Origin of the sequence: Pseudoalteromonas umbrosa (genome assembly GCF_030125375.1) — a bacterium.
GTDB lineage: Bacteria > Pseudomonadota > Gammaproteobacteria > Enterobacterales > Alteromonadaceae > Pseudoalteromonas > Pseudoalteromonas umbrosa.
The window spans coordinates 444,024-468,063 of the sequence record NZ_JASJUU010000001.1; the positions used below are offsets into that span (position 1 = coordinate 444,024).

19 protein-coding genes are annotated in these 24,040 nt (G+C 41.0%); all 19 read left to right on the forward strand.

The genetic code is table 11. The features are described 5' to 3' along the window. Nucleotides 1-111 precede the first annotated feature (111 nt). The 19 genes from QNM16_RS01950 to QNM16_RS02035 all read left to right on the forward strand — a co-directional run bounded on the left by QNM16_RS01950 (nucleotide 112) and on the right by QNM16_RS02035 (nucleotide 23,991). Complete coding sequence (locus QNM16_RS01950; RefSeq protein ID WP_284018914.1) at nucleotides 112-1,161, forward strand: energy transducer TonB; 1,050 nt, start codon at nucleotides 112-114, stop codon at nucleotides 1,159-1,161. A 190-nt stretch (nucleotides 1,162-1,351) separates the two neighbouring features. Beyond that, complete coding sequence (locus tag QNM16_RS01955) at nucleotides 1,352-2,239, forward strand: ABC transporter six-transmembrane domain-containing protein (protein ID WP_284018915.1); 888 nt, start codon at nucleotides 1,352-1,354, stop codon at nucleotides 2,237-2,239. Next, nucleotides 2,229-3,401, forward strand: coding sequence for an efflux RND transporter periplasmic adaptor subunit (locus QNM16_RS01960; RefSeq protein ID WP_284018916.1), 1,173 nt, complete (start codon nucleotides 2,229-2,231; stop codon nucleotides 3,399-3,401). Before QNM16_RS01955 ends, QNM16_RS01960 begins: the two co-directional genes overlap by 11 nt. Then, entirely contained in the window at nucleotides 3,385-6,477 is a 3,093-nt protein-coding gene (locus QNM16_RS01965) for an efflux RND transporter permease subunit (protein ID WP_284018917.1), read from the forward strand. Before QNM16_RS01960 ends, QNM16_RS01965 begins: the two co-directional genes overlap by 17 nt. An 81-nt stretch (nucleotides 6,478-6,558) precedes the next feature. Then, nucleotides 6,559-7,458 carry a helix-turn-helix transcriptional regulator gene (locus QNM16_RS01970; RefSeq protein ID WP_284018918.1) on the forward strand — a complete coding sequence of 300 codons (900 nt, stop codon included), beginning with the start codon at nucleotides 6,559-6,561 and terminating at the stop codon, nucleotides 7,456-7,458. An 84-nt stretch (nucleotides 7,459-7,542) separates the two neighbouring features. After that, a complete protein-coding gene (locus QNM16_RS01975; protein WP_039609151.1) occupies nucleotides 7,543-7,761 on the forward strand; it encodes a DUF6500 family protein in 219 nt (72 codons plus the stop codon). 235 nt (nucleotides 7,762-7,996) lie between these two features. Beyond that, nucleotides 7,997-10,183, forward strand: coding sequence for an OsmC domain/YcaO domain-containing protein (locus tag QNM16_RS01980; protein ID WP_284018919.1), 2,187 nt, complete (start codon nucleotides 7,997-7,999; stop codon nucleotides 10,181-10,183). A gap of 196 nt (nucleotides 10,184-10,379) precedes the next feature. Then, nucleotides 10,380-11,426, forward strand: coding sequence for a S66 family peptidase (locus QNM16_RS01985; RefSeq protein WP_284018920.1), 1,047 nt, complete (start codon nucleotides 10,380-10,382; stop codon nucleotides 11,424-11,426). Between the two features lie 86 nt (nucleotides 11,427-11,512). Beyond that, nucleotides 11,513-12,403: a helix-turn-helix domain-containing protein gene (locus QNM16_RS01990; protein ID WP_284018921.1), complete on the forward strand. Its 891-nt coding sequence runs from the start codon at nucleotides 11,513-11,515 to the stop codon at nucleotides 12,401-12,403. A gap of 253 nt (nucleotides 12,404-12,656) precedes the next feature. Further along, entirely contained in the window at nucleotides 12,657-12,971 is a 315-nt protein-coding gene (locus tag QNM16_RS01995; protein ID WP_284018922.1) for a hypothetical protein, read from the forward strand. Between the two features lie 362 nt (nucleotides 12,972-13,333). Further along, the gene (locus QNM16_RS02000; RefSeq protein WP_284018923.1) at nucleotides 13,334-13,546 is read left to right on the forward strand and encodes a GNAT family N-acetyltransferase; all 213 of its coding nucleotides are present in this window, start codon (nucleotides 13,334-13,336) and stop codon (nucleotides 13,544-13,546) included. A 238-nt stretch (nucleotides 13,547-13,784) separates the two neighbouring features. Then, a complete protein-coding gene (locus tag QNM16_RS02005) occupies nucleotides 13,785-14,075 on the forward strand; it encodes a hypothetical protein (RefSeq protein ID WP_284018924.1) in 291 nt (96 codons plus the stop codon). A gap of 71 nt (nucleotides 14,076-14,146) precedes the next feature. Beyond that, a complete protein-coding gene (locus QNM16_RS02010; RefSeq protein WP_284018925.1) occupies nucleotides 14,147-14,680 on the forward strand; it encodes an RNA 2'-phosphotransferase in 534 nt (177 codons plus the stop codon). Then, entirely contained in the window at nucleotides 14,646-15,335 is a 690-nt protein-coding gene (locus QNM16_RS02015; protein WP_417709173.1) for a Vat family streptogramin A O-acetyltransferase, read from the forward strand. The genes QNM16_RS02010 and QNM16_RS02015 overlap by 35 nt, the downstream gene beginning before the upstream one ends. A 165-nt stretch (nucleotides 15,336-15,500) precedes the next feature. Further along, nucleotides 15,501-15,758, forward strand: coding sequence for a hypothetical protein (locus tag QNM16_RS02020; protein ID WP_284018927.1), 258 nt, complete (start codon nucleotides 15,501-15,503; stop codon nucleotides 15,756-15,758). A 20-nt stretch (nucleotides 15,759-15,778) separates the two neighbouring features. Beyond that, on the forward strand, nucleotides 15,779-15,892 hold the full coding sequence (locus QNM16_RS26445) for an AAA family ATPase (protein ID WP_369291452.1): 114 nt from the start codon (nucleotides 15,779-15,781) through the stop codon (nucleotides 15,890-15,892). A 135-nt stretch (nucleotides 15,893-16,027) separates the two neighbouring features. Then, nucleotides 16,028-22,450, forward strand: a complete 6,423-nt coding sequence (locus QNM16_RS02025; protein ID WP_284018928.1) for a leucine-rich repeat domain-containing protein — start codon at nucleotides 16,028-16,030, stop codon at nucleotides 22,448-22,450. Between the two features lie 134 nt (nucleotides 22,451-22,584). Further along, nucleotides 22,585-23,148: a nucleoside/nucleotide kinase family protein gene (locus QNM16_RS02030; RefSeq protein WP_284018929.1), complete on the forward strand. Its 564-nt coding sequence runs from the start codon at nucleotides 22,585-22,587 to the stop codon at nucleotides 23,146-23,148. A gap of 240 nt (nucleotides 23,149-23,388) precedes the next feature. Next, on the forward strand, nucleotides 23,389-23,991 hold the full coding sequence (locus tag QNM16_RS02035) for a hypothetical protein (RefSeq protein ID WP_284018930.1): 603 nt from the start codon (nucleotides 23,389-23,391) through the stop codon (nucleotides 23,989-23,991). Nucleotides 23,992-24,040 lie beyond the last annotated feature (49 nt).

Consider the following 24,040-nt stretch of genomic DNA (forward strand, 5'->3'; position numbering starts at 1 on the left):
TTGAATTTACGAGCGTTTGAATCACACTGGCTGCTTAAAAAGCTGCCTTGACAACATATTTCGATGAGCTCTGCTTGTCTTTGTGGCTTTGTAAAATCAAAAAGGAAGCGTATGAACTTAATTCCTGCGATGCTGCTCGCAGCAGCATCCACCCAAGCAAATGCTGAAATAGCAACACATGTAGACAAAGCTTTAGATGGCAAAGTGATTGATGCCGTGCCATTAGATAGGCCTGCAGCAATATATCCTAGATTGGCCGCTGAGCGTGGCAGAGAGGGATGGGTGCAGTTGAGCTATGTCGTCAATGAGCGTGGCGAAGTAGAGTCTGCAGTTATAGAGAAGTCATCGGGGGAACCGTCATTTGAACGCTCTGCGCTAAATGCAGTAAAAAAGTGGCAATTTAAACCTGCGACACAAAATAATAAACCAATTAAGCAATGTAAAAACCAAGTGCAATTGGCATATCACTTACCGGAACCATATCGTGGCGTGTCACGACCGTTTTTGAAGCGTTATAAAAAGATTATTAAACACATTGACAAAAATGAGCTCGAATCAGTATCGGAATTATTTCAGGAGATTGAGGAACGCAAGCTAAAAAATTTTACTGAAGATAGCTATTACTGGGTAGCGAAAGCACGCTACTTTGCTAAGAAAAATGACAGAGAGAATGAACTTCGCGCGATTGTTCGGATCGTGCAGGTTGATCAGGGGTATATACCTGACGATATGTTCATTGCCTATTTAACTCGATTAATTGTATTAAATATGGAGCAAAGTAAGCTCAAATATGCGTTATCTACCTATGATCGTTTGTCTAAAATATCTGGTGCTGAAGCTTCAGTTAAAATGCTCGCACCATATATAGATAAGGTGCATGCGTTGATAAAAGACGAAAGTAAAGATATTTGGGTAAACGGACAAATAAATCACTCTTTATGGAGTCATAAACTGGTTAGAAGTGCATTTTCGATATCTGATATTCAAGGCAACTTGGACACTTTAGAAGTAAGATGTGATAACCAGTTTTCAACGTATGATGTCAAAGCCGGGCTTCAATGGAATATCCCTAAAAGCTGGCAAGGCTGTCAAGTTTACATATACGGAGATAAGGGCGCATCATTTAATCTTGTTGAAACGGAAGCTGCAAAAAATGTTTAGCAAGTTTGCAGCAGTTATAAAACCAAAATGATTTAGAGTTGGCGTGGTCAAACTAAGAGCGCGCCTGATATCCCACATTCTTATTTAAATACCACTTTTCTTGCTGTGAGATTTAAAAACAGCAAGTGAGGACACTTTTTATTCCCTCTAATTGGCCATACTGCGCGCTAGTAGTACTTAGGAGCGCGTTATGTCCAATCAAAATTCTATATCACTGTTTTCAGTAGTCAGGTTAAGCCCAATAAAGGTGGCGTTAACTTGGTTAATGGTGATAGCAGAAAATATCCTGCTAATTTTACTTCCTTTATTAATTGGCTATGCCATTGATGGTGTGCTGTCAAAAGATTTTCAGCCGTTAGTGGTCTTTGCTGCTTGTCTATTTGGTTTGGTGGTCGTGAGCGTGATACGCCGATTATACGACACACGGGTGTATGGGAACATTCGCGTTAAGTTGGCCGAGACAGTTGCGCATAATTTACGCGGCGCTGATATCTCAGCCAAAAATGCACGCCTTGTGATGTCCAGAGAGCTGGTGGATTTTTTAGAAAATGATTTACCAGCACTGATGACTGCGGGGATCCAACTGGTTTCAATTGTGATCATACTTGCGACATTTCATAGTTACTTTGCCTTGAGTGTATTAGCGGCCAGCTGTGCCATGTTGATGGTGTACGGATTTTGTCATGGTACTTTTAAACGTCTCAACGGCAAGTTGAACGACCAAACAGAGCAGCAGGTGCATATCTTAAGTCACAAGCCTTTTGCAGCTTTAAGCGCCCACCTAGAAAAACTCAAAAAGCATGAAATTGCACTTTCTGATACCGAGGCACTGGTATATGGCTTGATATTTTCACTGTTATTTGTCTCAGTACTTGGCAATTTATGGTTGGTGAATATGTTGCCAAATCCTTCCACAGGCGACGTATTTTCGATTCTTACCTATTCACTAGAATTTGTTGATACAGCAATTATGTTGCCCGTAACACTGCAGGTATTGTCCCGCTTAGATGAAATTACACAGCGTTTAAATCGAAACGAATTGGCACTTAATGATAAGGAAGCAAGCTATGAATTATAAAAAAATAATGGCGATATCGGCAGGGCTATTTTCGATATTCGTCGCACTGGTGATTGTTGATGAATTGACTGTTGAAGCAAAGCCTAACGTTGTCAAAGAACCTGTGAAACAACCAGTTTCAACAGTGACCGTTGTGGCAAAGGCACATCATCCCGAAGTGACGCTCATTGGCAATACAAGGGCGCGTTTTTTGACGCAATTGAAAGTAACCAGTGATGGCCAGCTAGCGTGGCTAGATACGCACTTGGAACCAGGTAACTTAATTAAAGCGCAGACGCTGTTAGCCAAATTGAATATGACGCATCTAAAGTCTGAACTGGCAGAGGCAAAAAGTCGTGTTGAGCATGCCAAACTTGAATTAGAGCGTCAGCTACATGAGCAGTCGGTGGCACTGAGTATGTTGTCGGCCAATAATCAAAGTCCATTCGCCAAAAGAGAGCCACAAGTCGCAGCGGCAAAATCAGATTTAACACAAGCAGAGCAAGCACTTAAAAGTACTGAAAAGCGAGTGCAAGAAGCAAATGTGAGTGCGCCATTTGATGCCGTTATTTTATCAAGGTTTGTGAGTCCAAATGATTGGTTAAGTGCAGGGGAGGCTTTGTTTGAAGTGGCAGCAAGCGACAGCATAGATGTAGTTGTGCCAGTGTCTGAGCCTGTTTGGCAAACGCTACAAGGCAAGCTTAAAGATAAAAAAATAACAATGCATGTCACAGATCGTGCTAATAAACGTTGGCCTGCCTCACTCAGGTATATTGCGCCCAATTTGGACGTAACCACTCGGCAGCGTCAAGTTGTTTTGCAGGTCGCCAATCCTTATGAACAACCTGCTGCGCTTTTGCCAAATCAACCAGTGCAGGTGAGCATGGCATTTTCAGAGCCTGTTTTATCTTATCAAGTGCCGCAAAGCGCGGTGACGAGAGACGGATATGTTTGGACGCTAGGTATTGATAATACTTTACAAAAAGAAGCCATTGAGGTGCTTTCTAAAAGCTCAGGTGCTGTGCATATTCGCTTCGAAAAAGACAGTGAGAATGCTAAGCAAGTGGTTGTTTATCCTTTACTGAGCATGATAGCTGGTACACATGTTGAGCCGATATCACAGGATATGCAATTAGCAGACAGCACAGGTTCAGGGGAGGTGTCTGATGAACTGGCTCACTAAATGGTTTATTGATAATACGGTTGCAGCAAATTTGTTGATGTTTGCCATTATCGCCAGTGGCGTTTTAGCACTTGGGCAACTGCGGGTTGAGTCTTTTCCGCAAATCCCTGCTTCGACGATTTCAGTGTCTGTGTCGTACCCAGGTGGCAGTGCCGAGCAAATTGATGCAGGTATCACTCAGCGCGTTGAAGAGGCCATTAGCGGTATCGCTGGTGTGAAACAAGTGGTGAGTGAGTCCAGTGCAGGGAGCTCAATGGTGAGCATTCGTAAAACACCTGATACGGATATCGAACAGCTATTGAGTGAAGTGCGTAATCGGGTCAATGCCATTGTGGGGTTTCCATCACTGGCAGAAAGACCGATAGTTAGTAAAGATGAATTTACTAATTTAGCGGCGTTTGTGATTGTCTCTGCGCCCAGAGCTAATGCGGATTTACAGCCAATTGCCAGACAAGTCGAAGTGGCATTGAAAAAACATTCAGATATTTCATCTGTTGATAACTGGGGAAGTCGTAGTCCGCAATTGGTGATTGAACCAGAACCAATAAAACTTGCTCACCTTGGTTTGTCACTAGAAAGCGTGGCCGTGGCGATAGAGCAGGCTTCTTTAGAAACCAGAACCGGAGAACTTGAAAGCCAAAGTGGTCGCATACTATTACGTGGTGATGGCTATGCTGATAGCACTGAACTACTAAAAAATATCCCCGTTTTGGCGAATGCGCAGGGTACGGTTAAGCTATCTGATATTGCGCAGGTATATCGCAACTTTGCCCAAACTAGCTCGATTGTGCGTAACAACGGAGAAAACGCCATTGCGCTGCTGATCAGCACCAGTCAGTCAGATAACTTGCTGCATGTGAGCAAAGCGGTCAATGACACGCTTGAGCAAATGCGCAAACACCTACCGGCTGATGTGCAGCTAAGTACCATGGCTGATATGGCTCCATATATTGAAGATCAATTATTTAGATTAGGTCACAACGCATGGCAAGGGCTGCTCATTGTGATTGTATTACTTGGTATTTTTTTAGACTTAAAATTGGCATTTTGGGTATCTGCGGGTATTCCTGTTGCGCTGTTTGGCACTTTGGGCGCATTGCAGCTGACCGATCACAGTATTAATGACATTACCTTATTTGGCTTTATTTTAGTCCTGGGTATTTTAGTCGATGATGCGGTGGTTGTCGGAGAAGCCATTCATGAAAAGCGGGGAGTACACAAAAACAGTCAACTTGCTGCATTTAAAGGCGTACAGTCAGTGTCGGTTGCGACCATATTTGGCGCTTTGACAACCATTGCTGCGTTTTCTCCGATGCTTTGGATAAACAATGATTTGGCCAAACTACTTGCAGGTTTTTCAGTGGTGGTTATCCTTGCTTTGCTGTTTTCACTGATAGAGAGCAAGTTTATTTTACCTGCTCACCTGAGCACTTCGACCACGCGTCAATCCAAAAACGGGTCGATGGTTAGTTGTGTGCAAATGCAAGCTCAGAGCTTTTTACTTACCTTAAAAAGCAAGGCTTACCAACCAGCCCTTGGCTTTGCAATGAAATATAAAGTAGCCAGTTTATTGTTCTTCTGTGCGTTTATTACATTGGCCTATGGCATGTGGTCCATAGGGACGATCCGAAGCGCGGTTTTTCCAGAGATCCCTGGGCGTTACATTACTGCTAAGGTGTCATTGCAAGATGGCGCGCCTTTACCACTGCAAGCGAACGCGTTAAACCAAATAGAGCGCGCAGCGACGCAAATATCAGATGTCATTCAAGCAGAGCACAAACTCGAGAAGACGCCATTTGTGAATGCATTGGCTTGGTCTGATGGTTATGGTGATATTGAAATTACTTTGGAGCTTTCAAATGAAGCGCTCAGTGCAGTCCCCAGTCATGAATTAACCGATAGCTGGCGTTTGCAAACTGGAGTCATTGAGGGGGCCGATTCAGTGCAATTTTCGGCATCGGAAGCACCTGCAGGTGGGACGTTTGTATCGATTATTGCGCCTGAAAAAGCGCAAGCTCAGCAAGTGAGTGCTCTGCTATCTGATGCATTGGCTTTGCAGTCGGGCGTATCAGATATTTATGACGACGCCAGTGGCGGGCAGTGGCAGGTGCGTATCAAGTTAAATGATTATGGTCAGCAATTAGGACTTACTCAGCATCACATTGCTCAATTTACCGGAGACGCATTTGGGCACAGAGAAATACACCGATTGCTAGATCAAGGCCAAGAGACCAAGGTCATAGTGCGGTATGCACAGCAAGAGCGGCAAAGTATCGAGCAGTTAAAGCACAGCATATTGACACTAGAGTCAGGCCATAGCGTGCGATTAGCAGATATCGCCACGCTGAGTTTTGAGCAAGTGCCAGAGACGATTTATCGACGAGAGGGCGAGGAAGTCGTCAATGTATATTGGAAGCAAAACAGACATATCCAATCGCCAGAAGAGGTGATGGCAAATTTACAATCAGAGATTAGTCATCTGGAGCAAGCGTATCCAAGTGTAAAAATAAAAGCAGGTGGAGAGTTTGAGGAGATATCTGAGGTATCTAAAGGGTTTAAATCAGCGATGTGGATGACGGTGATCCTCATTTATATTTTATTGGCAATTCCGCTTAAATCTTATTGGCAGCCTTTGATCATTATGGCGGTGATCCCGTTTGGTTTTGCTGGCGCTATTTTTGGGCATTACATTATGAACCTGCCAATTAGTTTATTGTCGATGTTTGGCATGATGGCGATGACGGGGATAGTGATAAATGACTCATTGGTGTTGATCACCCGCTTTAATCATTTATACCGAACTGGCACGCCATTGAATGAGGCTTTAATTCAAGCTGGATTAAGTCGTTTTCGAGCTATATTCCTCACCACAGTAACGACGGTATGTGGTTTACTGCCACTGCTATTTGAACAAGCGGAGCAGGCGCAATATTTAAAACCTGCGGCGGTGTCATTGATTTTTGGCGAGTTGTTTGCAACCTTAGTGACCTTGATATTGATCCCCGTATTGCTTGGCCTGTTTTGTCGCAAACAGCCTAAAGTGCAGGTGACTAGGTTATTGCAGCAAGGTACCTAGTTACAATTGCTTACACGGTGAGATTTGCTTTTCCTTGAAGAGCGCGAGATAGTTGCGGCATTCGTCACAATTATCTCGCTTATGTCTGATCAAAAACCAACGCCGTTTGTATTAGTGCCTGAGTATGCTTTGCTCGATGCTTTGCCTGAAAACGTGCAAACTCGCTTTGCTACTGCTTTGACGTTAATGCATGAAGACCTATCCTCAGGGTTAAGTTGGGAGCAAATTGCGACACAAAGTGCCATTTCTCCTTTTCATTTTCACCGTCAATTCACTGAGCTATTTAATGAAACACCCGGGCAATATTTGAGCCGTTTACGTTTGCAATATGTGATGCATTACCTCTTTGCTGAGCAAGATTATAAGGTTATTGATATTGCTCATGAGTGTGGGTTTTCGTCATCTCAGTCTCTGGGTAAAGCGCTTAAAAAAGCCATCGGATTAACCGCAAAACAAGTGAGGGCGCTGGGCGTCAGTGGCACCCCTCGTCAAACGGCTGAAATCATTGGCAAGCTTGCTCACCCCGCTGAGCAGGGCACGATTGAAAACAAGCTAGCAGCCAAGCTGCCTTGTGAACTGGTGTGGTATCCGCAAAGGGGAATGAAGTATTTACCGCATGTGAGCAATGACTGGGATACGATTTTTGATACCTTTGGTGAGAAGTCGACGCGGATCATGGCGACGACGCCAATCAACCAATTAGAAAAGAGCTGGCAAGATATCGAAACCCACATTGGTGATTGGCAAGCCTCTGCATCTGAGCACACGCGAACCGTGGCTGAAGGGCACTATTTTTGCTGTGATGTGTATGTGGTGTCTGATGCGGGATACGCCGCTGCGCTCGAGCAGCTATTTAATATCATCGAGTCTCAAGGCTATCAATTGGATGAAAAGGGGTATTTGGTTGAGATCGTTCGTGATATCGAAATGACAGACACAGGCGGGGTAACGTTTTCATTTCAAGTCCCTGTAAAGGTGTAAAGCCGCAAAGGGTTATCTGATAACGATTGAGAAATGGGCGCAATGCAAGTAACATGACGAAAAATTTAAAATAATAAAATTATTATGAGACAAAGCCTTAGAGATAAAATCATTCAAGTGTGTGAACAGAAAATAGAGAAAAAAGGAGAGGGCGTCGGAGTCTCATTTTATGCTTTCTTTGCGAACAAAAATAGCGATCCTGAACTATTAATGGAAGCGGCAACATGGTGGATCCAAACGCACCAATTAGACCATTTTGAAAAAGCGCTCAAAATAAAAGAGATGGTCCAGCAGGGCGTCTAATATGCTCTAAGTTAACTTAGTGGTTCAAGTACTCTTTTAGGGTACTTGGTTAAGTCAAAGTATGAATTTCACCCACAACTCTGCTGTTCGGGGATAAAAGCCAACTTTATTTACTGATATTTGCAATTAACCCAAGACTAATGGCACGAAAAAGAAGATAATTGCACAGTTAAGATAATTTTTTGCTGTTGGGTCGCGTTTACCGAGCAGCTGCACAAAACTGTGGAAGAATTCAATGGAAATTAAAGTTAATTTTCTCGACAACCTTAGACTTGAAGCTAAGTTTGACGATTTTAGTGTCATTGCCGATCAGCCGATCCGTTATAAAGGTGATGGTTCTGCACCGAGCCCATTCGATTATTTCTTAGCTTCATCAGCACTTTGTGCGGCTTACTTCGTGAAGGTTTACTGCGTATCTCGTGACATCCCGACAGATGGCATTCGCGTATCACAAAACAACATTGTTGACCCAGAAAACCGCTACAACCAAATCTTTAAGATTCAGGTTGAGCTTCCTGAGAGCATTTCTGAAAAAGACAGAAAGGGCATCCTGCGTTCAATCGACCGTTGTACGGTGAAAAAGGTAATTCAAACGGGCCCTGACTTTCAAATTGAAGATGTTGAAAGCTTAGACGATGATGCGCAAGCTATGTTGATGGTGAATCCTGAGCAAGATGCTAATACATTCATTCTTGGTAAAGATCTGCCATTAGAGCAAACGATTGCCAATATGACGGGTATTTTGTCTGATTTGGGTATGAAGATTGAAGTGGCGTCATGGCGTAATATCGTGCCAAATGTGTGGTCACTGCATATTAGAGATGCGGCGTCGCAAATGTGTTTCACCAACGGTAAAGGTGCGACGAAAGAAAGCGCGCTTTGCTCTGCTCTGGGTGAGTTCATCGAGCGTTTAAACTGCAACTTCTTTTACAATGACCAATTTTTCGGCGAAGAAATCGCAAACAGCGACTTTGTACACTATCCAAATGAAAAGTGGTTTAAGCCGGGTCCAAACGATGAATTACCGAGCGAGATTTTAGACGAATACACGCGCGATGTGTATGACGCAGAGGGCGAATTGAAGGGCTCAAACCTGATAGATACAAACTCTGGTAATGTTGATCGCGGTATTTGCTCAATTCCATATACGCGTCACTCAGATGGTGAAACGGTTTACTTCCCGTCAAACCTGATTGAAAACATGTTCTTAAGTAACGGCATGAGTGCGGGCAATAACATGGCAGAAGCCAAGGTACAATGTTTGTCTGAAATCTTTGAGCGTGCAGTTAAAAAGCAAATCATAGAACAAGAAATTGTATTACCAGATGTACCTGAAGAGGTGCTTGCTAAATACCCAGGTATCGTAGACGGTATCAAGGGGCTTGAAGCGCAAGGCTTCCCAGTAGTGGTAAAAGATGCGTCATTAGGCGGTCAGTTCCCAGTGATGTGTGTGACGCTGATGAATCCAAAAACAGGCGGTGTATTTGCGTCATTTGGTGCACATCCAAGTTTAGAAGTCGCGTTGGAGCGCAGTTTAACAGAGCTACTGCAAGGTCGTAGCTTCGAGGGCTTAAACGATGTACCTCGTCCAACTTTTAACAGCATGGCAGTCTCTGAGCCAGAAAACTTTGTTGAGCACTTTATTGATTCAACCGGTGTGATCTCATGGCGCTTCTTTAGTGCGAAGAAAGACTATGACTTTGTTGAGTGGGATTTCTCTGGCACAAACGAAGAAGAGTGCGACAAGCTATTCGATATTTTAAAAGATCTTGGTAAAGAGGCATATATTGCTGAGTTTACAGACTTAGGTGTGGCTTGCCGTATTCTTGTACCGGGCTATTCAGAAGTATATCCAGCTGAAGATCTTATTTGGGATAACACCAATAAAGCACTTCAGTACCGTGAAGATATTCTTAACTTACACAGACTGTCTGATGAAGAGTTGGCGGATCTGGTGAATCGTTTAGAAGAGAGCCAGCTAGATAACTACACAGATATTATCACTTTGATCGGTATTGAATTTGACGAAAATACAGTCTGGGGTCAGCTAACCATCCTAGAGCTGAAACTGCTGATTTACTTGGCGCTAGGTGACTTAGAAGAAACTATGGACTTGGTTGAGTCTTTCCTTCAATACAACGACAACACAGTTGAACGTGGACTCTTCTATCAAGCGATGCACACAGTGCTTGAAATCGCCCTAGATGAAGAGCTAGAGATTGAAGACTATATCCATAACCTGACTCGTATGTTTGGACAAGAAAACATGGATAACGTGATTGGTTCAATCAATGGTGACGTGAAGTTTTACGGTTTAACAGAGACAAACACGCAGTTAGAAGGGCTAGATAAGCACCTTAAACTGATTGAAAGCTATACAAAACTGCACAAAGCCCGTGCAGCCATCGCAGCGAATAAATAAGCTAAATATTAAAAAGCCCTAACTCAGTTTAGGGCTTTTACATCTCATATTTAACCATAATCTTATCTCCTTTTATTTAGTATTGGCTTGTGCTTTTACACTGACCATTTCATCTATTGTAATCGCTGTTTCCTTTACCTCATCAACTGATTAAGATAGATAGTATATTGAAGATTACAGATTAAAAGGGATGTGAATGATTAAGCCAAAGCCACTGCAAGTGGGCAGTAATATTGCCATCTTGGCACCATCCGCTGGGCTGTCTTGTGTTTTTCCGCATATCTATCAAATGGGAATTAAAAACCTCACTGAAATGGGGTTTAATATCCTTGAGTACCCGACGACTAAAATGAGTGCCAAAGATGTTTTTGAGAACCCAAAGGCCCGAGCGGAAGATATTAATCGCGCCTTTGCAGATGATAATGTGCACGGCATTATTTCATTGATTGGTGGAGAAGATTCTTCACGTATACTGAAGTATTTAGACCCTAAAATTATTCAAGCTAATCCCAAGTTATTTATGGGTTACTCTGACTTTTCTGCGGTGTCAGTGTTTTTGAATCAGTTAGGCTTAGTAACATTTAATGGGCCGTCCGTTATGGCGGGATTTGCTCAGCTACACAATCTGTCTGACGAGTATCGAGCGTACGTTAAAGCGTTTTTGTATGGTGAGCTTGTGGACGCAATCTTGCCAACGTTTGTGCACTTTTATGACGGGTATCCAGATTGGTCAGACGCTTCAACAGCTGGTCAACTAAACCCGATACAAAAGAATGTTGGGCCAAGGTTTTTTGGTGGTAATTTGGCTGATACAGACAAAGTGTCTGGGCAGCTCTTTGGTGGCTGTATTGAAGTACTCGAAATGTTAAAAGGTACACAGTTTTGGCCTGCTGCTGATTTTTGGCAAGGCAAAGTGTTATTTCTAGAGACCTCCCAAGAAAAACCTTCCCTTGATTATGTGAAATACTGGCTTCGTAATTATGGTGTGATGGGCGTATTTGAACAATTATCTGGGTTATTGGTCGGTCGTGCTCGGGATTACAATGCAGATGAAAAAGCCCAGCTGGATGAGGTGATTTTGTCTGTTGCTCGAGATGAATTTGAGTGCCATAGCTTGCCGATTGTGACCAATTTAGACTTTGGACATACAGATCCTCAGGTGATTTTACCGCTGGGTTGTGATTTGCAGATTGATGTAAAAGCCAAGCAAATTAAATTATTGGGAAGTGCGTTTAATTCTTAAATCTTACTTCACTAACTATAGTAAAATAGTCTAAATTAGCTGCATGTAACTTATTTGTCATTTTTCAAGGTTATAAGGCGGCAAGGATGAATACGGCAAACTATTGTCAGCAGAATATATTGGTGATCCCACAGGCATTAGGGGCACTTTCTGACGTGTGCAAGCTGGCGGCACTGAACGGCTCAACTATTTATAGCAAAGATTTAGAGCAGAACTTACTTGATATCGAGTTTTATACTAACCAGCTTTGCTTAGTCTATGTGGAGGCTGGCGCAGAGACACTCACCTGTTGGGATAATCAAGCTATTGAGCTTAGTAGCGGGCAGTCAGTTTTGCTCTGCCAGGGGCAAAACTTGCACTCTGATTTTGTACACAGTGCGCAAAATTTAAAGGCTTGGTTGGTTTTTTTTGATAGGAGTATTATCGAGCAGTTTATATTTTCTAATCAACTCGTGATGCCAAAAGGGCAGAAGCAAATTAATCCTTCAGTCCACATGGAGCATAGTTTGATCAGCGGCTATTTTGAACAGCTGAGAATGTGTGTCGATGAGGGGATTGATATAACGCCTATATTAAATCTTAAACTCACCGAGCTATTGCACCTATTGCTGCATGTACTGGGCGATGAGCTAGTCTCGATTTTGAATATTGCCGATCATTCTCTACCAGCGAGAAGAAACCTCAAGAGGTTACTGAAGAATAAAGCAGTGTTAAAGTTTTCAGTTGCAGATATAGCGAAACTATCTGGCCGCAGTGTTTCTGGCTTTCAAAGAGATTTTAAACAGTTGTTTAACGAGCCACCTAAGCAATGGCTTATCAAGCAACGGGTGATGTACGCAAAAACATTGGTTGAGCAAGGGAATTTATCCATCACAGATATCGCATTAGAAGTAGGGTACACCAATATTTCTCACTTTATTAAAGCGTATAAAAACCAGTTTGGTGAAACGCCAAAGCAAGATGGTATTAAGCTTTGAGCGAGAAGCTACATTTCGTGTGATTTACGGCTTTGCTAGGATTTTAGATATATATACTCGTCATTATTTACTAATAATATGCGTTAGACCATGGATGAAAGTGGTACTCTCAAAGCAAGTTCTGTTTTGATTTATGTTGTATACATTGAAAGCGTTAGGTATTTTTCTAAAATTATTGTTATGCGGCACACATTGCGCTTTTGCTTTTCTACATTTGTCGTAGATAAAGATGTTAGGTACAGAGGAGAATTTGGTGTTTAAAGAAAAGCTAGCTGATCTATATAAAGAAGTAAAAGCATCACTAATTGATGAAGGCGAAAATAACTTTGCCAAACAACTAGATTCTTGTGAAATCCAATCTTGTAGTCCATTTGCCTCAGACAATTCTGCATTTACTATTGAATTTTTTGGCTACAACTCAGAAGAAATCGCAGATTCGTTCCCTACAGGTAATGCTGATTATACAGTTATGATAACTTACTCAACTAAAAATAAAGTTATCGGTTTAGAAGTTATTGGTTGCGAAAATACAAAGTTACAACAGCAATTATTGGCAAGTTGTACCTAACAAGCGCGTATGCGAACGTTTTGTTCTCGGAGGTAAAATGATAGATACGGTAAGGACTTGGATTGAAGTGATATCCAGTAAGCATGCTTAAGATATGCTGCATACGAACTTGAAAATCGTGAACATTTAGCTCCATGGCCACCACTTCGTAAAGATGAGTTTAACACTATAGAAAACTGGCTATCTCAGTGTAAAAACAGTGAGTCTGCGTTTGAGAAAGGTAGTGAAGTTAAGCTTGTACCTTTGAATAATGAGACGGGCGAAATTGTAGGGGGCGCAGTTTCACAGGGATAGCTCACAGTGTTTTTCAAGCCTGCTTTTTAGGTTACTCCATTTCGAGAAAGTTTGAAGGTCAAGGTTATATGACCGAGATACTTGAAGCATCGATAGGCTACATGTTTAACATCGTTGGTCTTAATCGAATAATGACCAATCACATGCCACATAATGTAGCGAGTGAAAGGGTGCTACTTAAACTAGGCTTCGAGAAAGAAGGTGTCGCTAGGAAGTATTTAAAAGTTGCAGGGCAATGGGAAGACCATATTCTTACGTCCAAACTTAACGAATGCACATAACAACCCGTTCAAGAGGGGGTCGCAATGCATGGCATTTTTACTATACGTTGGCTTTATTGTTTAAGGTGGTTTGAGACGGCTTAGCTATTACGTTGTCCACGCTAAAAACAGCGCGTTAAGTGTTACTTATGGACACGTTAGTAAGCTTTGACCGAAAAGCGGCATTTTTTTGTGTTAGCAGCATTCAATAATTTCGTAATAGATATACTCACTACCACTTTCAAAAATCGGAGCGAGTATGTCTATAAAAGTAGTGATAGAGTGTAACCTAACACAGGGTAAAACTGGTGAATTAGATACGTTTTTATTGGCCAATGTACCTACTGTAAGAGGTTTTTCGGGGTGTGAGCGGGTAAGCATCAGTTTTGATGAGCACAGCGCTGTGATGGTAATTGATGAAGACTGGCAAAGTGTCTCTCATCATCAAAAATACATGCAATTCATTGGTAGCAACGGCGTATTACAGCAGCTTAAATCGTTTATGTCGGCTCCGCCAACGATTCGGTATCTCCAGCTAAGTCATTACTGAGATAATTTTCAATTAATATTTTATAAAATAGTGCTTAATTTATCCTCGTAATTAGGATAAATTAAGCACTGATGAATAATAAAAAAATATCTAAATACCTAAGTCTAGTTTTACGACATAAGCCGGAACTAGCAAATCTTCAATTAAATAATCAAGGCTGGGCCTTAATAGATGATTTAATCAATAACTCTCATGAACACGCTTTATCTCTAGAACTTATTCAATCGATTGTTGATGCTAATGATAAACAGCGCTTTGCGATCAGCGAAGATGGCAAAATGATACGCGCTAATCAAGGGCACTCGATTGATGTTGATTTGGCATTAGAAGCTACCATACCTTCTGATATTTTATTTCATGGCACAGCAAGTCGATTTATTGAGTCAATAAAAGAGATCGGCTTGATAAAAGGTCAAAGGCATCATGTGCATTTGACAGAGTCGAAAGACACGGCAATGAAAGTCGGTAGGCGTTACGGCAAGGCAGTTTTACTGGGCATTGATGCTAAAGCTATGCATATGCAAGGTGTAAAATTTTATAAAACGCAAAATCAAGTCTGGTTGGTTGAACATGTACCACCAGAAAAATTACACTTTGATTTATAAAAACACAGTTAAGGAAGAACTTTTGACAGGACCAAATCCAAATAACAAACATCCGCTAGCAGGCTTTCCTCAAGTAGGTTTTTTAAAAAACTTTATCACATCAGACAATATCAATGTTGGCGATTTCACTTATTACGATGATCCTGAGGGGCCTGAAAACTTTGAGAAGAACGTTTTATATCACTTCGATTTTATTGGCGATAAACTAAATATTGGCAAATATTGTGCAATTGCCACTGGCGTGAAGTTTATTATGAATGGCGCGAATCATAAAATGTCAGGCTTTTCGACTTATCCTTTTCAAATTTTTGGCAATGGCTGGGAAAAAGTCATGCCCAAGGATGGTGAGTTACCTTTCAAAGGCGATACAGAAATAGGGAATGATGTCTGGATTGGGTATGAATCTACCATTATGCCGGGGGTTAAAATCGGTAATGGGGCCATCATTGCTAGCAAGTCGGTGGTTACCCAAGACGTGCCTCCCTACAGTATCGTGGGAGGAAATCCAGCCAAGGTGATTAAAATGCGCTTTGAGCAAGACGCAATCGATATGCTTCAAGATATTGCTTGGTGGAAGTGGCCAGTAGAAAAGGTGACTGAGCACCTAGATGCCATCGTTGGCAGTGATTTAGAGACGTTAAAAAGAGCACAGTAAGTCATGCAGTTAGAAGTTGAAGACCGGCTTAAAAAATTAAAAAGTTACAAATCAAATTTTGTATTGCTTGTGATAACGGCCTTATTAAGTCTAATAACCTTAATTTTATTCGTAACAGAGAGTGATAGTTTTATTAATGTATCGGGTTATATTAAAGCAGGTTATATGACCTTTTTAGTGGGGTTATATGTATACATCCTATATCGCTGGAAATACACCCCTTTACGAATGATAAAACCGATATTAATTCTTAGTTTACTGCAAACAGTAACAGTCAAATGGGGAGAGTGGAGTATCGGGTTTAATCCATTTTCTGCCATCGGCGCATCATTTAATTTTGATGCTTTTTCTATCACCGTTAATTTGCTGACAATAGTCATGGTTGGGCTTACATGGCGCTGTAAATTATTTGCCAAACATTAATATACGGTATGGGTTGTTAAATGCTAAAAACACAGGTTATTGCGATAAGTGGAGCATCAGGCTGTGGTAAAACATCCCTAATAAAAGCTGTTTCAGAAAAGCTTAATTGCCCATATTTACTTTTTGATATTTGAATAGTAAAGAGGACTTTTTGTATATATGAAGTAATTAAAGTTTTATTTGTGAGTAATATATAAGGTTTTGATAAAAAACTTGTTTAGTGTAGTATTCTCCTGTGTTTAAATTTGGTACAACCAAGGAAGTTTAAGGTGAATAGACATTTATTAGTACATGTTTTTATTTTGTTCTTTTGTATGTTTACGCTGTCAGCATGTGGCGGCGGGGGCGATGGAAATTCAACTGAGTCGGGTTCAATTAGCACGCCGGATTCAACAGATACGTCGGACTCAACAGATACGCCGGATCCCACACCGCCAGAAAGTATTAGCAATGAGCCTCCACAGGTAGAAATCTCAGGCGAAGAAGCGGTACTGGCGCAAACTGAGTTTACGCTTTTGGCAAATGCTTCTGATGATAAAGCCGTTGTAAACTATCAATGGGTATATGAAGCGAATGGGCACACTCTAAATATCAGCGGTGAAAAAAGCGCTGAATTGGTAGTCTCTAGCGATGATATTGATAGTGATATTGAAGTCACTTTTACCGTAACTGTTGTTGATGGTTCTGGGCTGGAGGCAACCGCTACGCATGCAGTTACCATCTTTGCGCCAGAAAATAGCGCACCCACAGTATCAATCACGGGAAGCACTAGCCTGCAAGAGGGAGAAAAAGCAGTCTTAACAGCTATCGCAGCAGATCAAGATGGCTTAGTCGCTAATTATCAGTGGCACTACCCTAATGACGCCCCAATTTTGGTGAGTGGAGAAAATAGTGCTCAGTTAACCGTTGAAACGACTGATATTTCGTCAAACAGCCAAGTGACCTTAGAGGTGAGCGTTACGGATAATGAAGGTGCTATTGCAAAAGCACAAGTTTCGCTTTCGTTAACGCCTTTACCTAATCAAAAACCCGTGGTGCAAATAATCTCCGAGCAGTCAACAATCCTAGAAAAACAAGCCTTCACTTTGCAAGGTGAGGCGCAAGACAATGATGGCCATATCGCAAGTTATCAATGGCAACATAATGGCCCCGCAGAGTTGCAACTTTCAGGTTTAAATAGCGCAGTTTTAAATGTGCAAAGTCATGATATACAAGAAGACTTACTTGTCACTTTCATCTTGAATGTAACTGACAACCAAGGTGGCAATAGCCAAGCTACTTTTGATGCGACGATTAAGGCGATTAAACACCAGCTGACGTTAGCCGGTACCATCACGGATGAGCCAATTGGACATGCAAACGTAGAAGTTCAGATCGGCACTGAGAAATTTCTAACACAAGCAAATAGTGCTGGCGAATATACAATCGACGTAAATATCGATGAGTCGCAGGTTAATGCAATGACGACGATTCATGCTACTGGCGTTAATGCACAAAGCCATGTTGAGTTAATCTCATTGCTTGGTGAGGCCGACGAGCTCACGATAGCTGCTGGCGAGGATGGTGTTTTAAACTCTGAAGAAGTCTTTGGCGTGAATGTAACGAACCTGACAACCATTGAGTATGGCCTGATCCAAGGTGCTGGAATAGAGGTATCAGATCAAGCTTCTTTGAATAATGCTAGAAAAAATATTGATCCTGATGAAAAGTTGTCGCTAGCGGCGGTCGTTAAAGCCGTGATTGATCATGGTCATGCGCTGCCTGATGGTATTAACTCGACGCTTGATCTTGCGAAAGATTTACCTAAAGCTAGAAAAATGCTTAGACGGCTCAAGTCGTCAAATCCAGATTTATTCAAACAAATCAGGCAAGATATCAAAAAAGATAAACAGCTGATGCAGGAAGCTGAGTTTATTCCTAATGGTACTTATGTTTTATCTGAGTTGAGTCATTTTAATGGTTTTACAGCCAAGTTAATTTTTGACAATGACAATACTGGTCTCTTAGAAGGAACTGCGATAAGGGAGTTTACTTGGTCACAAGCAGGGGCCAAACTTATACTGAATTTAGCTCAGCCACTGGATATTTATGAGTCGGGCAGTTACTACAGACCTGACTATCAAGTGGATCAGATCTCATTGGCATTGTTTAATAGTAGCGAAGATACTTTTTCAGCTGACGTTTCTATGCGTACAGTTACAAAAACTGATGAACCTGTAATAGAAGCAAGTGGGTTCCATGGCTACTTTGCCCCATTCTCGTCTCTACCCACTTATTCGGAGTCTGATTTCTTAGGTAAGTGGCATATTAATATGCAATACAAGAGACGAATAGCCTATGCAAAAGGTATTGAGTTGTTAGCGAACAACATTGCAGATGTCACGTCTGTAAAGAGACCAAGCAGAACTCGCTGGTCGTTTAGCAATAATCAACTGAGCTATTACTTTGAGTCCTCTAATTATAAAGTTACGGTTTTACGAGAGTTTGAACTTGGATTTCAAGTGCTGGTGGAACAAGAGTCCGTTTCTAGACCAAAACAAGTCTTTCCAGCCATATTAGTGAAGAATCAAAGCACTAACTTTAACGATATTAATTATGTAAAAACATGGTCACCTGAAAAATTAAAAGGTGAGACTGAATCATTTTTAGTCGATGAAAATAATGACTTTCAATACCGGTGGAAGCGCGATGTTTATGCGCGAATGCAAGATGGTAAATTGATGCGTCACAATTACAGTTTTGCGGGTAAGGACGTTGAAAAGTGTGACATTAATTTAGAGCAATGTATTGTAGATCACAATTTTGAGTTTAAATTACTTGCAACCAAAGGTGATTTAATTGCAGTGGAGTATTCTTCTATTGACTTGCGTGGTGAGTCTCCTAATTTCATTGTCAGCCAAGTGTATATTTTTAGATTAAGCGACGAAGGGCTAGATACCAGCGCTTTTACAGAGTCGTTTGTGTCAAGTAATAATCATTATTTTGTATTTGGCAGTAGACCGAGTTTGTATCAAGCCTCGGCAGGGGGAGTTACACACTTGCAGGGAAAACGGCACTGCCACACAACAGCAAGCAATAACACCATCTGCGGCGATGCGCTGTATATAGGTGCTAACAAATACTGGGTCTCCCGTGAAGGTGACTTGCTGTCGCTAACCAATATAGAGTCGGACGAGCAATCGTATTTGAAGCTTATTAGCTCAGATGATGCTGGTATTTTTCTTTGTCACTTTACTGATAGTGCTATTTGTACAGAGCAAAATACAGAGTACTTCTCTTTTAAAACACCTGCACTTAACATAAATATCACGCAAGAAGGGGTAGGACAGGTAACACCGTCAGTGAATGCTTTTGGATACAAAGAGAGCTTCAAACTATTACTACAGCCGGATGATGACTACACTGTCAGCGAGGTAAGCGGGTGTGAGGGTACATTAGAAGAGCTAGATGACCAGAGCTTTATCTATTCAGTTATTGCGCCAGTATCAGACTGTGATATTCATGTTACATTTGAGTTGAAGCCGCCATTTTTCGGTGAGATGCTATTTGTGGATACAGCGTTAGACATCCCACATAGCTGGTATTTTCAGTTTAATTCAGATGGAACAGGTGTTCTGAATAACGGTAGCTATCTAATTAGTTTTACGGCAGAGAAAATAGGTACATATGAGTATCAAGCTGAGTTTGCACAGATACCCTACAGAGGACATAACCGCTCTTGGGTCCGAATCGGGGAGGGACAGTATATCTTGGCGACTGGCTTTAAATTGAATTATCGTGACGGTGGGGTCTATCTTATTTGGAAAGGCGCTAAGGGCTATGACCACACGCCTTATGAAACCTCACCTGTGTTATTGACTGATAGTAAAGATATTCAAGCGATAGATGTTGCACCTGAGGATGTAATAGGGACTTGGACATTAAGCTATGGTCCTTATAAAGAATCAAGGTTTTCAAACACAGCGCAAAATATTGAGATTACCTTGAATGAAGACCAAACAGGGGTCATTTCTACCGGTCACAATGAAGGTGTGCCTATAAGTGGTACGTTATCCTGGGAAATTACCCGCGATAAAAAGCTTAAACTGTTTCAAGAACGTTCTGGTAATGTTGCTGAATTGAAGTTGGCAAATTCTTCTGAACTAGGTTTTCAATTCTTAATTGAATATGTAGAAGACTCAGTTTCAAATGGTTATAGTAGTAGTTGGCTGCAGCATGGGAGCGGTATTTTATTTAAGCATCGTGATTATACTTTGGCGGATATTTCTGGAAAGTGGCGATTTAAAGATGGAACTATAGAAAAAGGGTTTGAACTGCACCATGACGGAACTTATACGGAAGTAAACCTCAATGGTGCAGCATCAGTTAGGTGGGAAGCTAATACACTATATGTAAGTGGAAAGTATAATGATAAGGTTGATATTTTTGACCCTTTATGTGATTTGCAAAGTGAGGATTGCATCGAAGGGTATACCGCACACTATAAGATCTTAGGCCAAGATGATAATTATCTCTATGTATTAAATAAAAGGATAACGCCATATTCGAATTTTGAGCTTTCACAGTTAGTGAAAGTCACACTGAGCTCCAATCCTAGCTTAAATGAATTTGAGCCTCATATGCTTGACAGTGGAAAATTAAACGACCATTGGGATAGAAGAGAAAATCTTTTAAGTTTATACGAGGTTGGTCCGTCAATAACGCGGCTTTGGCGTATTTATGAAGATTTAAGAGTACTTTATTTAGAGGTTGAGGGGGCTTTCACCGCGCCAGTTTCGTTAGAATCAGGAAAGCTTCAGTATCAAATTGATGATGTTATCTACTGGATTGAAATTTTAAATAGCAACAAAAATGGGATAACTATTTGCAGTTACAAGCAAGCGGAGGGTTGTAATGAGTCAAATCAACATTTTTTGCGTTACGACATTCCTTTGTACGAAGTTAAAATCTCAGCTAGTGTGGGCGGGCTAGTCAAAACAAACCTAACTGGAGATTATCAGTTTTATCATTTACCTCTGAAGGTTGAAATAAAGCCAGAACAGGATATGTATGTCGTGCAGTTCGAGGCGTGTGATTTACGCTTCAAAGAGACATATTGGAGTAGTTTAGTATTTGAAAATACCAAGCTTAATCAGGCTTGCCTTCTCAATATTGAATTTAAACCATGGGAAAAAATGCAATCTGAGCGGTTGGAGATAACTGACCCTTCACTAGCCGCTTGTGTAAATGGATATAATGACCTCTCTAATCCTCATATTGAATATGTAGATGAGCTTTGGTGTGATAATAGTAATCGCATGTGGGATAGTTTAGTTGAGCTGGAGAAGTTTGAATATTTGACAAAGCTAACTTTTGAGAATGTATCGAGCTTTAGTGAGCAATCACAAGCTCAGTTAGAAAGCATGACGAACTTGAAAATATTAAGTTTAGAGTCTGCAGGCCTTTATGAATTGGATCTGTCTAAATTGACAAACTTGCTCTCGTTCGAATTGGAGTCAAATAATCGTATGAACTCTCTTGCTTTGCCTGAAAAAGGGGCGCTAGAAACGCTCATAATTACTGATGGTGGGCCGAGTATATTGAATGCAGTGAACAGCGAGCGCCTAAAGTCGATAAAGATATCTGGTAGTGACGTAGAGATACTCGATGTGGCCGGCTCGAATAAAGTTGCTACAATCAGAGCGAATAATAGCCAGTTGCAGCAGATCCTTGGCGTTACCAAACTGCATGAATTATCAATTCTTTATTTAGATAATACGCCTATTGGGCAATTAGACTTATCAAATTTCGTCAATTTAAGAGACTTAAATATCACTAACACGCAAATTACAGAGTTGAATATAACTGGATTGGATCGTTTAGAAAGCCTGTCAGCAAGTGAATCCGAACTGCAAAGTGTGACGATGAATGATGGGAGTAATTTAAGAAAATTAAGCGCACAGAATACACATATATCTTGGTTGGATTTCTCGAAGTTGCCAAAGTTATATGACCTAGATATTGATAATTCTAAGTTAACATCTTTAGATTTAACTGGTGCACTAAATTTGCGACATTTGTCTGTTAACAACAACCAAATAGAGTCAGTTGTGATCCCTGTTGAATCACAGCTTATTAGCTTGGAATTACAAAACAACGAAATTTCAGATTTTAAACTAGTGGGCGAAGGAAAACATGACAGCCTTGATCGTATTAATTTGGAGAGTAACCTGATTAATCACTTTTCTGGTGAAAAGTTGAGAAGCCTTAGCTATTTATCTTTGTCAGGTAATCCTTTAAGCAGTTTAACACTGGGCAATAAGGATATCTTTGAACAGTTGTATTTAAATGATACGCAGTTGACATCATTTGATACAACCGGCTTTGATAATCTACGAGAGTTGTATCTTGATAATACGCGCATCACTCAAATTGACATACCGGTAAGTATGCAGAAATTAAGCCTAAATAATACGGGTATAACAGCTTTGAATCTACCTGATGGTTTGGAGACTGCGATGATAGGCTTTAGCGGTAATACATTGGATATTTTACAAGGAGGCAAGGATTTATATTGGGTTGTTTTGTATTTAACAGAAACACAAAGAAGTGAACAGGTTGACCAGTACCTTGAAGAAAATAGCTCGGTTATCAGGGCTCGAGAGTGCGAAGCAATCGGTTGGAACTGGTGCTGGAATATAAACCAATTGTAGAGCCTCTAAATTAGTTTTACCTATGATTTAGTTTTATAAAGCGCGCACGGTTAAAAGCACATGTTATTTTATGTGCTTTTATTTTTTTATGTGTTTAATCCAGGTCGAACCTTCACTGTTTATATTGGAATATTATGATAACCCCACAAGTAATTGCGATAAGTGGAGCATCAGGCTGTGGTAAAACATCCCTAATAAAAGCTGTTTCAGAAAAGCTTAATTGCCCATATTTACTTTTTGATGAGTACACAAACACGCACACGTACCCTAAGGATATGAAGATGTGGTTAAAAGCGGGTGTCGATCTCAACCAGATTAAAACGCCCGCTTTTATCAAAGCACTTGAAGAACTTACACTGTCATGTAATGCGCCTTATGTCTTTATAGAAGAGCCTTTTGGTCGGTGTAGAGCTGAGATATCAAAGTATATTGACTATGTTATTTTGCTCGATGTGCCTTTAGAAGTTTGCTTGTCTCGTGTGATAAGCAGAAATATCAATACTCCAGATATTGATTCACTTAATGCCATATCAAAATATCTTTGTGCTTATGACGATTATCTAAGCGCTATTTATGCAAATGTGGTTGAACAAGTTCGTCATACCTGTGATTTCACAGTGGCTGGGGCGTTACCTCTTTCAAAGGTTGTTGACCTAGTTGAGCGCTGGTTAGCTAGACAGCGCATTTCTCAGTCTTGAAAGTGTTTTATGAACTGTGAAATGTAAGTCAGCTTTTCAATTTATATCGTCCCTATTTAAGCATCGATAATCGGTTGTTTTCAATCTAGTTAATTTCCTTCTCTATAAGTTACTGAAAATATGTGTAATAAAAAGGCCGAACGGGCCCATTAGAACGCTTATGGTCATTTTTTCCCTCATACTGAGCACATCAAATCACGGACTGTGATGATTAGTTATTAAATACCAGTGGGAGAAAAGATGATGAATACACATAACACAGCACATTGCGCAACACGTTGGGATACGAGATTGTTTTTGATTGCAGGGTGCTGCATGTTAATTAATACAGTTTGCTTGTGGATGAGGCATTTTTCAGGTTATCAGATGTCTTTACTATGGGCCGCAGTGCCTGCAATTATCGCATTGGGATCTTGTACATTGGGGGTTTTGAAGCTTTATCCTAGGGCGGTGAGCCAAGCTCGTAAACTTGCCATTAGCGGGGCATGTTTTGCGGTCATGTCACTGACGTCATTAGTACTTGCGTCCATGTGGATATTTGTTTTATCGGTTTTTGGAGACGGTATTTCTGGTCGGCCATCAACTGGGTTTGCGGTTCTGATTGGTGCTTTTATGGTGTTCATGATGATATCTTTTGCTTTTAACTCGGTTTCATTCTTAGTAGAACGTACGACTCGCAATATCGGACTTTTATTACTTGTTCCTGTCAGCTGTTGGGCACTCATGTTGATTGTTGCCTTACTGAAAAGCTTTGAAGCTGGTTTATCTCTAGATTTTTATACCAATGGGGTGATGGGCGTTGCATTTTTACTGGTCGCATTTGTTCTGAAAAAGCGTCAATAACATTTACAGCATATAGTGGAATAAGGGATTGAGTATTGATGCATATTGC

Excerpts from the sequence above, each read along its gene's own strand:
- QNM16_RS01950 (WP_284018914.1), top strand. The coding sequence starts at position 112 with ATGAACTTAATTCCTGCGATGCTGCTCGCAGCAGCATCCACCCAAGCA.
- QNM16_RS01955 (WP_284018915.1), top strand. The coding sequence starts at position 1,352 with ATGTCCAATCAAAATTCTATATCACTGTTTTCAGTAGTCAGGTTAAGC.
- QNM16_RS01960 (WP_284018916.1), top strand. The coding sequence starts at position 2,229 with ATGAATTATAAAAAAATAATGGCGATATCGGCAGGGCTATTTTCGATA.
- QNM16_RS01965 (WP_284018917.1), top strand. The coding sequence starts at position 3,385 with ATGAACTGGCTCACTAAATGGTTTATTGATAATACGGTTGCAGCAAAT.
- QNM16_RS01970 (WP_284018918.1), top strand. The coding sequence starts at position 6,559 with ATGTCTGATCAAAAACCAACGCCGTTTGTATTAGTGCCTGAGTATGCT.
- QNM16_RS01975 (WP_039609151.1), top strand. The coding sequence starts at position 7,543 with ATGAGACAAAGCCTTAGAGATAAAATCATTCAAGTGTGTGAACAGAAA.
- QNM16_RS01980 (WP_284018919.1), top strand. The coding sequence starts at position 7,997 with ATGGAAATTAAAGTTAATTTTCTCGACAACCTTAGACTTGAAGCTAAG.
- QNM16_RS01985 (WP_284018920.1), top strand. The coding sequence starts at position 10,380 with ATGATTAAGCCAAAGCCACTGCAAGTGGGCAGTAATATTGCCATCTTG.
- QNM16_RS01990 (WP_284018921.1), top strand. The coding sequence starts at position 11,513 with ATGAATACGGCAAACTATTGTCAGCAGAATATATTGGTGATCCCACAG.
- QNM16_RS02000 (WP_284018923.1), top strand. The coding sequence starts at position 13,334 with ATGACCGAGATACTTGAAGCATCGATAGGCTACATGTTTAACATCGTT.
- QNM16_RS02005 (WP_284018924.1), top strand. The coding sequence starts at position 13,785 with ATGTCTATAAAAGTAGTGATAGAGTGTAACCTAACACAGGGTAAAACT.
- QNM16_RS02010 (WP_284018925.1), top strand. The coding sequence starts at position 14,147 with ATGAATAATAAAAAAATATCTAAATACCTAAGTCTAGTTTTACGACAT.
- QNM16_RS02015 (WP_417709173.1), top strand. The coding sequence starts at position 14,646 with ATGTACCACCAGAAAAATTACACTTTGATTTATAAAAACACAGTTAAG.
- QNM16_RS02020 (WP_284018927.1), top strand. The coding sequence starts at position 15,501 with ATGACCTTTTTAGTGGGGTTATATGTATACATCCTATATCGCTGGAAA.
- QNM16_RS26445 (WP_369291452.1), top strand. The coding sequence starts at position 15,779 with ATGCTAAAAACACAGGTTATTGCGATAAGTGGAGCATCAGGCTGTGGT.
- QNM16_RS02030 (WP_284018929.1), top strand. The coding sequence starts at position 22,585 with ATGATAACCCCACAAGTAATTGCGATAAGTGGAGCATCAGGCTGTGGT.
- QNM16_RS02035 (WP_284018930.1), top strand. The coding sequence starts at position 23,389 with ATGATGAATACACATAACACAGCACATTGCGCAACACGTTGGGATACG.